The sequence below is a fragment of the Priestia sp. HNGD-A6 genome (genome assembly GCF_045784335.1).
In the GTDB taxonomy this organism is placed as follows: Bacteria; Bacillota; Bacilli; order Bacillales; family Bacillaceae_H; genus Priestia; species Priestia zanthoxyli.
Map to the genome: position 1 here is coordinate 2627947 of NZ_CP138621.1, position 14256 is coordinate 2642202.

The window sequence follows — 14256 nt, forward strand, 5'->3', positions numbered from 1 at the left end:
CCTCCCACTAAACAGCTTTACTTAATAAATCCCTTATAATGGCGTTTCACTAATTGACTCTCAAGCTGTTTCATTGTCTCAAGAGCTACACCGACAACAATTAACAAACTAGTACCACCGATCTGAGCAGATGAGGGTAGGTTTGCAATTTTGATGAACAGAACCGGCAACACAGCAATTAACGCAAGGAATATCGAACCGATTAATGTCAGACGATATAACACTTTCGTTAAATAAGCTTGTGTGCTTTTACCAGGACGAATGCCTGGGATGTAGCCACCTTGCTTTTTCAAGTTCTCTGCTACTTGTTCAGGGTTAACTTGAACAAATGTATAGAAGTAACAAAAAGCAATGATTAACGCTACATACACTATCATACCAATTGGCTTAGTATAGTCAAATGTATTCTGAATCCACGTCGTTACATCATTTGGACCGAAAAATGATGCAATTGTTGGTGGTGTGATAATAAATGAAACTGCAAAGATAACAGGAATAACCCCAGCAGCATTTACTTTTAACGGTAAATGAGTGGATTGACCTCCAACAGGATTACGACCAGCTGAACCCTTTGCATATTGAATAGGAATTTTTCGTAGCGCTTGTTGGAAGTAAATAACCCCAACAATAATAGCTAAAACTGCAATCGCAATTAAAACTACCGTTACGATACGAATGAATAATTGATCCCCAACGTCTTCAAATTGCTGTGCATAAATTTGATTTAATGTTGTCGGAATACCAGCTGCAATCCCAGCAAAGATAATGATAGAAATACCATTACCTACGCCTTTTGCAGTAATCTGTTCTCCTAACCACATTAAGAAGGCAGTACCTGCCGTTAACACTGTAGCAATTAGAAGATACGTAGAAATTCCTGGATTAGCGATCAATTGTCCGCCCGAAATATTGTTGAATCCTATAGACATACCTAAAGCCTGGATAAATCCAAGCACAATTGTTCCATAACGAGTTACTTGAGCTAATTTACGGCGCCCAACATCTCCCTGCTTTGACCATTCTGTAAACTTAGGTACAACATCCATCTGCAATAATTGGACGATGATGGATGCTGTAATATAAGGCATAATGCCCATAGCAAGAATGGAAAAGTTTTTTAACGCGCCGCCGCCAAATGTATTCAGAACTCCGAATACATTTAACCCATCTTGCAATTTTAGTACATCCGTATTAACACTTGGTACAGGAATAAATGTACCAATTCGGAAGACAATTAACATTAACAAAGTGAAAAAGATTTTTTGTCTTATTTCACGCACGCGCATTAAATTGGAGATTGTTTGAAACATTAGATCACCTCAACTGTACCGCCAGCAGCTTCGATAGCTTCTTTAGCAGTTGAAGAGAATTTAGCAGCTTTAACAGTTAGCTTAGAGTTTAATGTACCGTTTCCTAGTACTTTAACGCCAGCTTTTGCTTTGCTTACTAAACCAGTTTCGATTAATAATTCTGGTGTTACTTCAGTTCCATCTTCAAAACGGTTAAGAGCTTCTAAATTAACGATCGCGTATTCTTTGCGATTGATATTAGTGAACCCACGTTTTGGAAGACGACGGAATAAAGGAGTTTGACCACCTTCGAAGCCAGGTCTTACGCCACCGCCAGAGCGAGCGTTTTGCCCTTTGTGACCTTTACCTGAAGTCTTTCCGTTACCTGAACCAGTACCACGACCTACACGGTTACGTACTTTACGTGAACCTTCAGCTGGTTTCAATTCATGAAGTTTCATTCCGGAGCACCTCCTTAGAGTGACAATTTATACTTATTGCTCTTTTACTGTAACAAGGTGAGCTACTTTGTTAATCATTCCGCGAATTGCAGGATTATCGTCTTGAACGACAGTTTGATTTAACTTACGTAGGCCAAGTGTACGAACAGTTACACGTTGATCTTCTGGACGACCAATTACGCTACGAGTAAGGGTAATTGCTAGTTTGTTTGCCATTCCATATCCCTCCCTTATCCTAACAGTTCTTCTACAGTCTTGCCACGTAGTTTTGCAACATCTTCAGCACGTTTTAGGTTAGCTAAACCGTTAAGAGTTGCACGTACCATGTTGATTGGAGTGTTTGAACCTAAAGATTTAGATAGAATATCACTTACTCCACCCAATTCTAGTACCGCACGAACTGGGCCACCAGCGATAACTCCTGTACCTTCAGAAGCAGGTTTTAAGAAAATTTGACCTGCACCAAATTGTCCAAGGATTTCGTGTGGAATAGTTGTACCAACCATAGGTACAGTAATTAAGTTTTTCTTCGCATCTTCAATTGCTTTACGGATTGCATCTGGTACCTCTTGTGCTTTACCAGTACCGAATCCAACGTGACCGTTTTTGTCACCAACTACAACTAATGCAGCGAAGCGGAAACGACGTCCACCTTTCACAACTTTAGCTACGCGGTTAACGGTAACAACACGTTCTTCAAGCTCTAATTTATTTGGATCAATACGACGCATGATTTTCCCTCCTTTTACAATTAGAATTGTAATCCAGCTTCACGAGCAGCGTCAGCTAATGCTTTAACACGGCCATGATATAAATAACCGCCACGGTCGAATACTACTTCGTTTACACCTTTTTCTACTGCGCGTTTAGCGACTAATTCGCCAACTTTGATAGCAGCTTCAGTGTTACCAGTGCTTTCTAAAGTCAGGTCTTTATCTAACGTTGAAGCACTTGCGATTGTTACTGAATTTAAATCGTCGATAACTTGTGCGTAAATATGTTGATTAGAACGGAACACGTTTAAACGCGGACGAGTTGCAGTTCCAGATAACTTCGCACGAACACGAGCATGTCTTTTTTTACGAACTTTGTTTTTATCAAGCTTCGTGATCATTTCGGGCACTCCTTTCTTTTACCTAACCGGCATTACTTCTTAGCAGTTTTACCTTCTTTACGACGTACATATTCGCCTTCGTAACGAATACCTTTACCTTTGTAAGGCTCTGGTGGACGAACGTCACGAATATTTGCAGCTAATGCACCTACGCGTTCTTTATCAATACCTTTAATAACGATCTTAGTTTGAGAAGGAACTTCGATTTCGATTCCTGTTTCAGGAGTAATCTCAACTGGGTGAGAGTATCCAACGCTCAATACTAATTTGCTACCAGATTTTTGTGCACGGTAACCTACACCGACTAATTCTAAACCACGTTCGAATCCTTTAGTAACACCTTCAACCATGTTACCTAAAAGGCTACGAGTAGTTCCATGAAGAGCGCGGTGCTCTTTATTGTCACTAGGACGATTAACAACTAATACGTTGTCTTCAACTTTAATTTCGATTTCAGGGTGGAATGTACGAGTTAATTCACCCTTTGGTCCTTTTACAGTTACAGTGTTGCTCTCGTTCGTAACTGTAACACCTGCTGGAAGTTCTAAAGGCTTTTTACCAACACGTGACATAGTTACACCTCCATTCACATTTAAAACTTATTACCAAACGTACGCTAATACTTCTCCACCAGTTTGCTTTTGACGAGCTTCTTTGTCAGTTAAAACACCTTGAGAAGTAGAAACGATTGCGATACCTAAACCGTTAAGTACACGTGGTACTTCGTTAGTTTTTGCATAAACACGTAGACCAGGTTTACTGATACGTTTTAAGCCTGTAATTACACGTTCGTTATTTGAACCGTATTTTAAGAAGATACGGATAATACCTTGTTTGTTGTCTTCGATGTATTCTACATCACGTACGAAACCCTCACGCTTAAGGATTTCTGCAATTTGCTTCTTAATGTTAGAAGCAGGAACTTCAATTTTCTCATGACGAACCATGTTCGCATTGCGGATACGAGTTAGTAAATCTGCAATAGGATCAGTCATTACCATATTAATTTACCTCCTTCCCAAACTTGGGTTTTACCAACTAGCTTTTTTAACACCAGGAATTTGACCTTTATAAGCAAGCTCACGGAAACAAATACGGCAAAGCTTGAATTTACGTAGTACTGAGTGTGGACGTCCACAACGTTCGCAACGTGTATACTCTTGTACTTGGAATTTTTGCTGGCGTTTTTGCTTCGCAATCATTGATTTTTTAGCCACATTTTCGCCTCCTCTGCTTAACGTTGGCAGTTATTACTTCTGGAATGGCATACCGAACTGAGTTAAAAGCTCACGAGCTTCTTCATCAGTGTTTGCTGTTGTAACAATAACGATATCCATACCACGAACTTTAGTTACTTTATCATAATCGATCTCTGGGAAGATCAATTGTTCTTTAACACCTAACGTGTAGTTTCCACGACCATCAAATGCTTTTTTAGATACACCACGGAAATCGCGCACACGTGGAAGTGATACTGATACTAATTTATCGAAGAATTCGTACATACGCTCGCCGCGTAAAGTAACTTTCGCACCGATTGGCATACCTTCACGAAGACGGAAACCAGCGATAGATTTTTTCGCACGAGTTACAACAGGTTTTTGACCAGTGATTTCAGCTAGTTCTTCAACAGCGTTATCTAAAGCTTTTGAGTTAGAAACAGCATCACCGATACCCATGTTGATTACGATCTTGTCGATTTTTGGCACTTGCATTACAGATTCATAATTAAACTTGCTAACTAGAGCAGGAGTAATCTCTTTTGTAAATTTCTCTTTAAGACGGTTCATGTGAACTAAACCTCCCTTCACATTTCATTAATTATTTATCTAAAGTTTCACCAGATTTTTTTGCTACACGTACCTTTTTGCCATCGATAACTTGGTACCCAACACGAGTTGGCTCACCAGATTTAGGATCCAACGGCATTACGTTTGATACGTGGATAGGTGCCTCTTGGCTAACGATTCCACCTTGTGGATTTACTTGAGAAGGTTTAGAGTGTTTTTTCACAACGTTCACGCCTTCAACAAGTACACGGTCTTTCTTTGGGAAAGCTGCAAGTACTTCACCTTGCTTACCTTTGTCTTTACCAGAGATAACCACTACTTTGTCGCCCTTTTTAACATGCATCCTATTCGCACCTCCTTAAAAGGCATTTTGTATTTGTTCTATATATCAATTAGATAACTTCTGGAGCCAATGATACGATCTTCATGAAGTTGTTATCACGTAATTCACGAGCAACTGGTCCGAAGATACGAGTACCACGTGGTCCTTTGTCGTCACGGATGATTACGCAAGCATTTTCGTCGAAACGGATGTAAGAACCGTCAGTACGGCGAACACCACTTTTTGTACGTACAACAACAGCTTTAACAACGTCACCTTTTTTAACAACGCCTCCTGGTGTTGCTTGTTTCACCGTACAAACGATAACATCACCAATGTTTGCTGTCTTACGACCTGAACCACCAAGTACTTTAATAGTAAGTACCTCACGTGCACCAGAGTTGTCTGCAACTTTTAAACGAGATTCTTGTTGAATCATGTACGAAACCTCCCTTCGGATGAATCATTCTTATCCGATCTATCTTAACTATTAGATGATAACAGCTTTTTCTACAACTTCTACTAGACGGAAACGTTTAGTAGCTGATAACGGACGAGTTTCCATGATCTTCACGATATCGCCTAGTTGAGCTGTATTGTTTTCATCGTGAGCTTTGAATTTCTTTGAGTATTTTACACGCTTGCCATAAAGCGAATGCTTTTTGTAAGTTTCAACAAGAACAGTAACAGTCTTATCCATTTTGTCAGAAACTACGCGGCCAGTGTAAACTTTACGTTGGTTGCGTTCACTCATTCTGAAAGCCTCCTCTCAGACTTAATTATTTATTAGCAGCAATCTCTCTTTCACGAACTACAGTTTTCATACGAGCGATCGATTTGCGCACTTCGCGAATACGAGTAGTATTCTCTAATTGTCCAGTCGCTAATTGGAAACGAAGGTTAAACAACTCTTCTTTTAAAGCCTTAACTTTTTGTTCAATTTCAGCAGTGGTAAGGTCACGAATTTCATTAGCTTTCATTAGAATCACCACCAATTTCTTCACGTTTTACAAACTTACATTTTACAGGTAGCTTGTGTGCAGCTAAACGTAAAGCTTCACGTGCAACCTCTTCAGATACACCTGAAATTTCAAACATTACTTTTCCAGGTTTAACAACTGCTACCCAACCTTCAGGAGCACCTTTACCAGAACCCATTCGGACTTCTAGAGGCTTAGCAGTATAAGGTTTAGAAGGGAAAATTTTAATCCATACTTTACCGCCACGTTTCATGTAACGAGTCATTGCGATACGAGCAGCTTCGATTTGACGGTTTGTAATCCAAGAAGCTTCAGTAGCTTGTAAACCGAATTCACCGAAATGTACTTCCGTACCACCTTTAGCGCGTCCACGCATTTTTCCGCGATGTTCGCGACGATATTTAACGCGTTTTGGTAATAACATAATTATTTTCCTCCTTCCTCAGTTTTCTTTTTAGTAGGAAGAACCTCTCCACGATAGATCCATACTTTCACACCAAGTTTACCATAAGTAGTATCTGCTTCAGCGTGAGCATAGTCAATATCAGCGCGAAGTGTATGAAGTGGAACTGTACCTTCACTGTAATATTCAGAACGAGCAATATCAGCTCCGCCTAAACGACCAGATACCATTGTTTTGATACCTTGTGCGCCAGCACGCATACTACGTTGGATAGCTTGCTTTTGAGCACGACGGAATGATACACGGTTCTCAAGTTGGCGAGCGATGTTTTCAGCTACTAGTTTAGCATCTAAATCTGCTCGTTTAATTTCAAGGATGTTAATGTGTACACGCTTGCCTGTTAATTGGTTAAGAGCTTTACGAAGTGATTCTACTTCAGTACCACCTTTACCAATTACCATACCAGGTTTTGCAGTGTGGATCGTTACGTTTAAGCGGTTAGCAGCGCGTTCGATTTCAACTTTAGAAACAGCTGCATCGTTTAAACGTTTAGCGATATATTCACGTACTTTTAAGTCTTCATGTAATAAGTCAGCGTAGTCTTTGCCAGCGAACCATCTTGATTCCCAATCACGGATGACACCGACGCGAAGACCGACCGGATTTACCTTTTGACCCATGAATTATCCCTCCTTCTTTTCTGATACCACGATTGTGATGTGGCTTGTGCGCTTGTTAATTTGGCTTGCACGTCCCATAGCGCGTGGACGGAAACGTTTTAAAGTTGGACCTTCGTTAACAAAAGCGTCAGTAATAACTAAATTGTTAGCGTCCATTTCATAATTGTGTTCTGCATTGGCAATAGCAGATTTTAATACTTTCTCAACGACTGGAGAAGCAGCCTTTGGCGTGTGAAGTAGCACTGCTAGCGCTTCACCCACTTGCTTACCTCGAATTAAATCTACAACTAAACGAACTTTACGAGGAGCAATACGTACTGTTCTCGCGACAGCTTTAGCTTGCATTTAAAAGCCTCCTCTCATATTAGCGTCTTGTTTTCTTATCATCACTTGCGTGACCTTTGTAAGTACGAGATGGTGCGAATTCACCAAGTTTGTGACCTACCATGTCTTCAGTAACATAAACTGGTACATGTTTACGACCGTCATATACAGCAATTGTATGACCAATGAACTGAGGGAAGATAGTTGAACGACGAGACCAAGTTTTTACTACTTGCTTGCTGTCAGTTTCGTTTAACTTCTCAATTTTGTTGATTAAATGGTCATCTACAAAAGGTCCTTTCTTTAAGCTGCGACCCATAAATGAACCTCCCTTCGTGATTGTCCTACGGTTCGTTTGAACCGTAGCTCAATCCCGTTATTTTTTACGACGACGAACGATAAATTTATCGGATTTGTTTTTCTTCTTACGAGTTTTGTAACCAAGTGTTGGTTTACCCCATGGACTCATTGGAGACTTACGTCCGATTGGAGAACGTCCTTCACCACCACCGTGTGGGTGATCGTTAGGGTTCATTACAGAACCACGTACAGTTGGACGAATACCTAACCAACGAGAACGACCGGCTTTACCGATGTTGATTAACTCGTGTTGTTCGTTACCAACTTGACCTACAGTTGCACGACAAGTTGCAAGGATCATGCGTACTTCACCAGAAGTTAAACGTACTAATACGTATTTACCTTCTTTACCAAGTACTTGAGCAGATGTACCTGCAGAACGAACTAATTGTCCACCTTTACCAGGTTTCAATTCGATGTTGTGTACTACTGTACCAACAGGGATGTTAGCTAAAGGAAGCGCGTTACCTACTTTAATGTCAGCTTCAGGACCTGACATAACTTCTAAACCTACTTTTAGGTTTTTAGGAGCAAGGATGTAACGTTTTTCACCATCAGCATAATGAATTAATGCGATGTTAGCTGAACGGTTTGGATCATATTCGATTGTAGCAACGCGTCCAGGTATTCCATCTTTATCGCGTTTAAAATCGATGATACGGTATTGACGCTTGTGCCCACCACCTTGGTGACGAACAGTCAATTTACCTTGGTTGTTACGACCACCTTTTCTCTTGACAGGTGCAAGTAACGATTTTTCTGGTTTGTCAGTAGTAATTTCAGCGAAATCAGAAACTGACATACCACGACGACCATTTGAGGTTGGTTTATACTTTTTAATCGCCATCTCAATTTCCCTCCTTCTCTAGTAATCTTAAGCTTCGAAGAATTCGATTTCGTTGCTCTCTTGAGTTAGTGTTACTACCGCTTTACGACGACGGTTAGTAAGACCACTGTAGCGACCTACACGCTTGAATTTACCTTTGTAGTTCATGATGTTTACTTTTTCAACTTTTACGTCAAAGATTTTTTCGATAGCATCTTTAACCTCAGTTTTATTAGCTTTTACATCAACATCAAACGTATATTTTTTCTCAGCCATTAAGTCTGTTGAACGTTCTGTAATTACGGGGCGCTTAATAATATCACGAGGATCTTTCATTATGCAAGCACCTCCTCTACTTTTTCAACTGCGTCTTTAGTGATTACAAGCTTATCATGGTTCATAACGTCTAATACGCTTAAACCATTAGCTGCAACAACTGTTACACCAGGAATATTACGTGCTGAAAGTGCAACATTTTCGTTAAGATCAGCAGTTACTACTAATGCTTTGCGTTCTACTGTTAGGTTTTTAAGAACTGCTACCATTTCTTTTGTTTTTGGAGCGTCAAAAGAAAGAGCTTCAAGAACAACGATGCTGTTATCTTGAGCTTTAGTTGATAATGCAGACTTAATTGCTAAACGACGAACTTTTTTAGGTAATTTGTAGCTATAGCTTCTTGGAACTGGACCAAATACTACGCCACCACCACGCCATTGTGGAGAACGGATAGATCCTTGACGAGCACGACCAGTACCTTTTTGACGCCATGGCTTACGGCCACCGCCTCTTACTTCAGAACGATTTTTAACTTTAGAAGTACCTTGACGTTGAGATGCGCGTTGCATTACGATCGCGTCGAAAAGTACTTTGTTGTTTGGTTCGATACCGAAAACGGCATCTTGAAGTTCGATCTCTCCAACGTTTTCACCGTTTTGGTTAAACAATGCTACTTTTGGCATTGGTTATTCCTCCTTTCTCGAAGAATTATTATTTAGATTTAACTGCAGATTTAACAGTAACTAGAGATTTTCTAGCTCCTGGCACGTTACCTTTTACTAATAAAAGATTGCGTTCTGCGTCAACTTTAACGATTGATAAGTTTTGCACAGTGATGCGCTCTCCACCCATGCGTCCTGGTAATAATTTACCTTTAAATACGCGGTTTGGAGCTACAGGACCCATTGAACCTGGGCGACGGTGGTAGCGAGAACCATGAGACATAGGTCCGCGAGATTGTCCGTGGCGTTTAATAGCACCTTGGAAACCTTTACCTTTTGAGATTCCTGTTACATCAATTACATCGCCTTCTGCGAAAATATCAACCTTGACTTCTTGACCAACTTCATATGCTGAAGCGTCCACACCGCGTAACTCACGGATGAAGCGCTTAGGAGCAGTATTAGCTTTAGTAGCATGTCCTTTTGCAGGTTTGTTAGATAGTTTTTCACGGATATCTTCGAAACCTAATTGGATTGCTTCGTAACCGTCTGTCTCAGCGTTTTTAACTTGAAGAACTACGTTAGCAGAAGCTTCAATTACTGTTACTGGGATCAAGTCACCATTTTCAGCAAATACTTGAGTCATACCGATCTTTCTTCCTAAGATTCCTTTGGCCATTAGTCACACCTCCTAAGTATCTTTTCATTCTTTATTTTAAATTAAAGTTTAATTTCGATATCTACACCAGATGGTAAGTCTAAACGCATTAATGAATCAACAGTTTGTGGTGTTGGATTCACGATATCAATTAAGCGTTTATGCGTGCGCATTTCGAACTGCTCACGAGAATCTTTATATTTGTGTACTGCACGTAGAATTGTATAAATTGATTTTTCAGTCGGTAATGGAATCGGACCAGATACAGCCGCACCAGAACGTTTTGCAGTTTCTACGATTTTCTCAGCAGATTGATCAAGAATTCTGTGATCATATGCTTTTAAACGAATGCGAATTTTTTCTTTTGCCATTATTTTCCCTCCTTTTTCGCCTATTTTACAATAGACATTCTCCGCGGAAATTTCCCCACACTCGCCATGGCAAAGCGGCCGGGTGTGTCGGCAACCTTCCGCATCATCGCAGTCAAAGACCAACATTTTTATTATACTAAAAATGGGTTCATATTGCAACAATAAAGTTAAAAAACTTTTTTATGTGTCGCACACTTTTTTCATTATATATAAAAGGAGATCATTTTGCAAGTGTAATAGTAAAAACTATCTTTACCTTTTATCACCAAATAAAAAAGGAGTAGGTTACCCTACTCCCTTTACTGAAACGAGAAATTACTCGCTGATTTTAGCTACAACGCCAGCGCCTACTGTACGTCCACCTTCACGGATTGAGAATTTAGTACCTTCTTCAATCGCGATTGGAGCGATAAGTTCAACAGTCATTTCGATGTTGTCGCCAGGCATTACCATTTCTACGCCTTCAGGTAAGTTACAAATACCAGTTACATCAGTTGTACGGAAGTAGAACTGTGGACGGTAGTTTGTGAAGAATGGAGTGTGACGTCCACCTTCGTCTTTAGAAAGAACGTATACTTCAGCAGTAAATTTAGTGTGTGGAGTGATTGAGCCTGGTTTAGCTAATACTTGTCCACGTTGGATTTCTTCACGTGCTACACCACGAAGTAAAGCACCGATGTTGTCGCCAGCTTCAGCATAGTCAAGAAGCTTACGGAACATTTCTACACCTGTTACAGTAGTAGATTTTGGCTCTTCAGTTAAACCGATGATGTCGATAACGTCACCAACTTTAACTTGTCCACGCTCTACACGACCTGTAGCAACTGTACCACGACCAGTGATTGAGAATACGTCCTCAACTGGCATCATGAATGGTTTTTCAGTGTCACGTTCTGGAGTTGGGATGTACTCATCAACAGCGTCCATAAGCTCGATGATTTTAGCTTCCCAATCAGCTTCGCCTTCAAGAGCTTTAAGAGCAGAACCTTTGATTACTGGTACATCGTCACCAGGGAAGTCGTATTCAGAAAGAAGGTCACGTACTTCCATTTCTACTAATTCAAGTAGCTCTTCGTCGTCTACCATGTCACATTTGTTTAAGAATACAACTAGGTAAGGTACACCTACTTGACGAGAAAGAAGGATGTGCTCACGAGTTTGTGGCATTGGACCATCAGCAGCAGATACTACTAAGATACCGCCATCCATTTGAGCAGCACCAGTGATCATGTTTTTAACATAGTCAGCATGTCCTGGGCAGTCAACGTGTGCATAGTGACGAGTGTCAGTTTCATACTCAACGTGTGCAGTTGAGATTGTGATTCCACGCTCGCGCTCTTCTGGAGCAGCGTCGATCATGTCGTAAGCCATTGCTGCACCTTTACCACTTTTCTTAGCAAGAACAGTAGTGATAGCAGCTGTTAAAGTTGTTTTACCATGGTCAACGTGACCAATTGTACCGATATTGGCATGTGTTTTTGAACGGTCGAATTTTTCCTTAGCCATTCGAAAATCCTCCTTAAAATTCATGTAGTTTATGGTTTATGAGGCCGTGAAAGGGAATGAGCTCCACTTTCACAGCGTACATAAGTAGTTATACTTCAATAAAGAGTGAAAATCAATTATTCACCTTTATTTTTTTTAATAATTTCTTCTGAAATTGATTTAGGAACTTCTTCGTAGTGATCGAAGTGCATAGAATATGTTCCGCGACCTTGAGTGTTTGAACGTAATGCAGTTGCATAACCAAACATTTCAGAAAGTGGAACGAATGCACGTACAACTTGAGCGTTACCGCGTGCTTCCATACCTTCTACACGTCCACGACGAGACGTAACGTCACCCATGATATCTCCTAAGTATTCGTCAGGGATAACAACTTCAACCTTCATCATTGGTTCAAGGATAGCTGGGTTACATTTTGATACTGCGTTTTTAAGAGCCATAGAAGCGGCAATTTTAAACGCCATCTCACTTGAGTCAACGTCATGGTAAGATCCATCAACTAAAGCAGCTTTGATATCGATTAATGGATAACCAGCAAGAACACCGTTTTGTAATGCATCTTCAAGACCAGCTTGAACTGCAGGGATGTATTCACGTGGAACTACACCACCAACGATTTTGTTCTCAAATTCAAAGCCTTTTCCTTCTTCGTTAGGTTCGAACTCAATCCAAACGTGACCGAATTGTCCACGACCACCAGATTGACGAGCGAATTTACCTTCAACTTTCGCACCAGCGCGGAAAGTTTCACGGTAAGCTACTTGAGGAGCACCAACGTTTGCTTCTACTTTGAATTCGCGACGCATACGGTCAACGATGATATCAAGGTGAAGCTCACCCATACCAGAGATGATGATTTGACCAGTCTCTGTATTAGTTTCCGCACGGAAAGTTGGATCTTCTTCTTGTAACTTTTGAAGAGCTGTCGTCATTTTATCTTGGTCAGCTTTTGATTTTGGCTCAACAGATAAAGAGATAACTGGCTCTGGGAATTCCATAGACTCAAGAATTACAAGACTCTTTTCGTCACATAGAGTATCACCAGTAGAAGTATCTTTTAATCCTACAGCTGCCGCGATATCTCCAGCGTATACTTCAGAAATCTCTTCACGAGAGTTAGCATGCATTTGTAGGATACGACCTACACGCTCACGCTTACCTTTTGTAGAGTTTTTGATGTATGAACCAGAGCTTAGTACACCAGAGTACACACGGAAGAACGTTAATTTACCAACATAAGGGTCCGTCATAACTTTGAACGCTAATGCTGAGAAAGGAGCGTTGTCGCTAGACTCACGCGTAACTTCTTCTTCTGTGTCAGGTACGATACCTTGGATTGCTGGTACATCAACTGGAGATGGTAGGTAATCAATTACCGCATCTAGCATTAATTGTACACCTTTGTTTTTGAATGCTGAACCACAGATTACTGGGTAGAATTCAACGTCACAAGTACCTTTACGGATACCAGCTTTTAGTTCTTCAACTGTAAGCTCGCCTTCGTCTAAGTACTTCATCATTAATTCTTCGTCAAGTTCTGCAACAGCTTCTACTAGGCTTGCACGGTATTCTTCAGCTTGCTCTTTGTATTCCTCAGGAATTTCACGAGATTCTGAACGAGTACCTAAGTCATCTTCGTAGAAGTATGCTTTCATTTCCACAAGGTCAATGATTGCTTCGAAGTCATCTTCAGCACCGATTGGCAACTGAATTGGGTGAGCATTTGCACCTAAACGATCGTGGATCGTTTTTACAGAGTACAAGAAGTCAGCACCAATTTTGTCCATTTTGTTAACGAATACGACACGGGGAACACCGTACGTAGTCGCCTGACGCCATACTGTTTCTGTTTGAGGCTCAACACCAGATTGAGCATCAAGAACTGCCACAGCGCCATCAAGTACACGTAATGAACGCTCAACTTCAACAGTGAAGTCTACGTGTCCAGGAGTATCGATGATGTTAACGCGGTGACCTTTCCAAGAAGCAGTTGTCGCAGCAGACGTGATAGTGATACCACGTTCTTGCTCTTGCTCCATCCAGTCCATTTGTGAAGCTCCTTCATGAGTTTCACCAATTTTATGGATACGGCCAGTATAATAAAGAACACGCTCAGTTGTTGTTGTTTTACCAGCATCAATGTGAGCCATGATCCCAATATTACGAGTGTTTTCTAAGGAGAACTCTCTTGCCATCTTAGGTATTTCTCCTTCCATATTATAATTTGTTTTTTT

The 14256-nt window shown here is 40.7% G+C and carries 24 protein-coding genes; all 24 read right to left on the reverse strand.

Annotation, left to right across the window (positions count from 1 at the left end):
* Positions 1 to 17 precede the first annotated feature (17 nt).
* The gene (gene secY / locus SCI76_RS13300) at positions 18 to 1310 is read right to left on the reverse strand and encodes a preprotein translocase subunit SecY (RefSeq protein ID WP_013054947.1); all 1293 of its coding nucleotides are present in this window, start codon (positions 1308 to 1310) and stop codon (positions 18 to 20) included.
* Entirely contained in the window at positions 1310 to 1750 is a 441-nt protein-coding gene (gene rplO, locus SCI76_RS13305; protein WP_013054946.1) for a 50S ribosomal protein L15, read from the reverse strand. Before rplO ends, secY begins: the two co-directional genes overlap by 1 nt.
* A gap of 33 nt (positions 1751 to 1783) precedes the next feature.
* On the reverse strand, positions 1784 to 1966 hold the full coding sequence (gene rpmD, locus SCI76_RS13310; RefSeq protein ID WP_013054945.1) for a 50S ribosomal protein L30: 183 nt from the start codon (positions 1964 to 1966) through the stop codon (positions 1784 to 1786).
* A 14-nt stretch (positions 1967 to 1980) separates the two neighbouring features.
* Positions 1981 to 2481 carry a 30S ribosomal protein S5 gene (gene rpsE / locus SCI76_RS13315; protein ID WP_013054944.1) on the reverse strand — a complete coding sequence of 167 codons (501 nt, stop codon included), beginning with the start codon at positions 2479 to 2481 and terminating at the stop codon, positions 1981 to 1983.
* Between the two features lie 20 nt (positions 2482 to 2501).
* Positions 2502 to 2864, reverse strand: a complete 363-nt coding sequence (gene rplR / locus SCI76_RS13320) for a 50S ribosomal protein L18 (protein WP_013054943.1) — start codon at positions 2862 to 2864, stop codon at positions 2502 to 2504.
* A 32-nt stretch (positions 2865 to 2896) separates the two neighbouring features.
* Positions 2897 to 3436: a 50S ribosomal protein L6 gene (gene rplF / locus SCI76_RS13325; protein ID WP_013054942.1), complete on the reverse strand. Its 540-nt coding sequence runs from the start codon at positions 3434 to 3436 to the stop codon at positions 2897 to 2899.
* Positions 3437 to 3466: 30 nt separating this feature from the next.
* Positions 3467 to 3865: a 30S ribosomal protein S8 gene (gene rpsH, locus SCI76_RS13330; protein WP_013054941.1), complete on the reverse strand. Its 399-nt coding sequence runs from the start codon at positions 3863 to 3865 to the stop codon at positions 3467 to 3469.
* Positions 3866 to 3895: 30 nt separating this feature from the next.
* Entirely contained in the window at positions 3896 to 4081 is a 186-nt protein-coding gene (locus SCI76_RS13335; protein ID WP_013054940.1) for a type Z 30S ribosomal protein S14, read from the reverse strand.
* A gap of 33 nt (positions 4082 to 4114) precedes the next feature.
* Positions 4115 to 4654: a 50S ribosomal protein L5 gene (gene rplE / locus SCI76_RS13340; RefSeq protein WP_013054939.1), complete on the reverse strand. Its 540-nt coding sequence runs from the start codon at positions 4652 to 4654 to the stop codon at positions 4115 to 4117.
* A 31-nt stretch (positions 4655 to 4685) separates the two neighbouring features.
* A complete protein-coding gene (rplX, locus tag SCI76_RS13345; protein WP_013054938.1) occupies positions 4686 to 4997 on the reverse strand; it encodes a 50S ribosomal protein L24 in 312 nt (103 codons plus the stop codon).
* 49 nt (positions 4998 to 5046) lie between these two features.
* Positions 5047 to 5415, reverse strand: a complete 369-nt coding sequence (gene rplN / locus SCI76_RS13350; protein WP_013054937.1) for a 50S ribosomal protein L14 — start codon at positions 5413 to 5415, stop codon at positions 5047 to 5049.
* Between the two features lie 51 nt (positions 5416 to 5466).
* Complete coding sequence (rpsQ, locus tag SCI76_RS13355) at positions 5467 to 5730, reverse strand: 30S ribosomal protein S17 (RefSeq protein ID WP_013054936.1); 264 nt, start codon at positions 5728 to 5730, stop codon at positions 5467 to 5469.
* Positions 5731 to 5755: 25 nt separating this feature from the next.
* Positions 5756 to 5956: a 50S ribosomal protein L29 gene (gene rpmC / locus SCI76_RS13360; RefSeq protein WP_013054935.1), complete on the reverse strand. Its 201-nt coding sequence runs from the start codon at positions 5954 to 5956 to the stop codon at positions 5756 to 5758.
* Complete coding sequence (gene rplP / locus SCI76_RS13365; protein WP_013054934.1) at positions 5946 to 6380, reverse strand: 50S ribosomal protein L16; 435 nt, start codon at positions 6378 to 6380, stop codon at positions 5946 to 5948. Before rplP ends, rpmC begins: the two co-directional genes overlap by 11 nt.
* 2 nt (positions 6381 to 6382) lie before the next feature.
* Entirely contained in the window at positions 6383 to 7039 is a 657-nt protein-coding gene (rpsC, locus tag SCI76_RS13370; RefSeq protein WP_013054933.1) for a 30S ribosomal protein S3, read from the reverse strand.
* 3 nt (positions 7040 to 7042) lie between these two features.
* The gene (rplV, locus tag SCI76_RS13375) at positions 7043 to 7384 is read right to left on the reverse strand and encodes a 50S ribosomal protein L22 (protein ID WP_013054932.1); all 342 of its coding nucleotides are present in this window, start codon (positions 7382 to 7384) and stop codon (positions 7043 to 7045) included.
* A 19-nt stretch (positions 7385 to 7403) separates the two neighbouring features.
* Complete coding sequence (gene rpsS, locus SCI76_RS13380; protein ID WP_013054931.1) at positions 7404 to 7682, reverse strand: 30S ribosomal protein S19; 279 nt, start codon at positions 7680 to 7682, stop codon at positions 7404 to 7406.
* 57 nt (positions 7683 to 7739) lie between these two features.
* Positions 7740 to 8570 carry a 50S ribosomal protein L2 gene (gene rplB / locus SCI76_RS13385; RefSeq protein WP_013081374.1) on the reverse strand — a complete coding sequence of 277 codons (831 nt, stop codon included), beginning with the start codon at positions 8568 to 8570 and terminating at the stop codon, positions 7740 to 7742.
* Positions 8571 to 8597: 27 nt separating this feature from the next.
* A complete protein-coding gene (gene rplW / locus SCI76_RS13390) occupies positions 8598 to 8885 on the reverse strand; it encodes a 50S ribosomal protein L23 (protein ID WP_028412664.1) in 288 nt (95 codons plus the stop codon).
* The gene (rplD, locus tag SCI76_RS13395) at positions 8885 to 9508 is read right to left on the reverse strand and encodes a 50S ribosomal protein L4 (protein ID WP_013081372.1); all 624 of its coding nucleotides are present in this window, start codon (positions 9506 to 9508) and stop codon (positions 8885 to 8887) included. Before rplD ends, rplW begins: the two co-directional genes overlap by 1 nt.
* Before the next feature lie 28 nt (positions 9509 to 9536).
* Entirely contained in the window at positions 9537 to 10166 is a 630-nt protein-coding gene (gene rplC, locus SCI76_RS13400; RefSeq protein WP_013054927.1) for a 50S ribosomal protein L3, read from the reverse strand.
* Between the two features lie 41 nt (positions 10167 to 10207).
* Positions 10208 to 10516, reverse strand: a complete 309-nt coding sequence (gene rpsJ / locus SCI76_RS13405) for a 30S ribosomal protein S10 (protein ID WP_013054926.1) — start codon at positions 10514 to 10516, stop codon at positions 10208 to 10210.
* Between the two features lie 315 nt (positions 10517 to 10831).
* The gene (gene tuf, locus SCI76_RS13410) at positions 10832 to 12022 is read right to left on the reverse strand and encodes an elongation factor Tu (protein ID WP_013081371.1); all 1191 of its coding nucleotides are present in this window, start codon (positions 12020 to 12022) and stop codon (positions 10832 to 10834) included.
* Between the two features lie 116 nt (positions 12023 to 12138).
* Positions 12139 to 14217, reverse strand: coding sequence for an elongation factor G (gene fusA / locus SCI76_RS13415; RefSeq protein WP_028412663.1), 2079 nt, complete (start codon positions 14215 to 14217; stop codon positions 12139 to 12141).
* Positions 14218 to 14256: the final 39 nt, after the last annotated feature.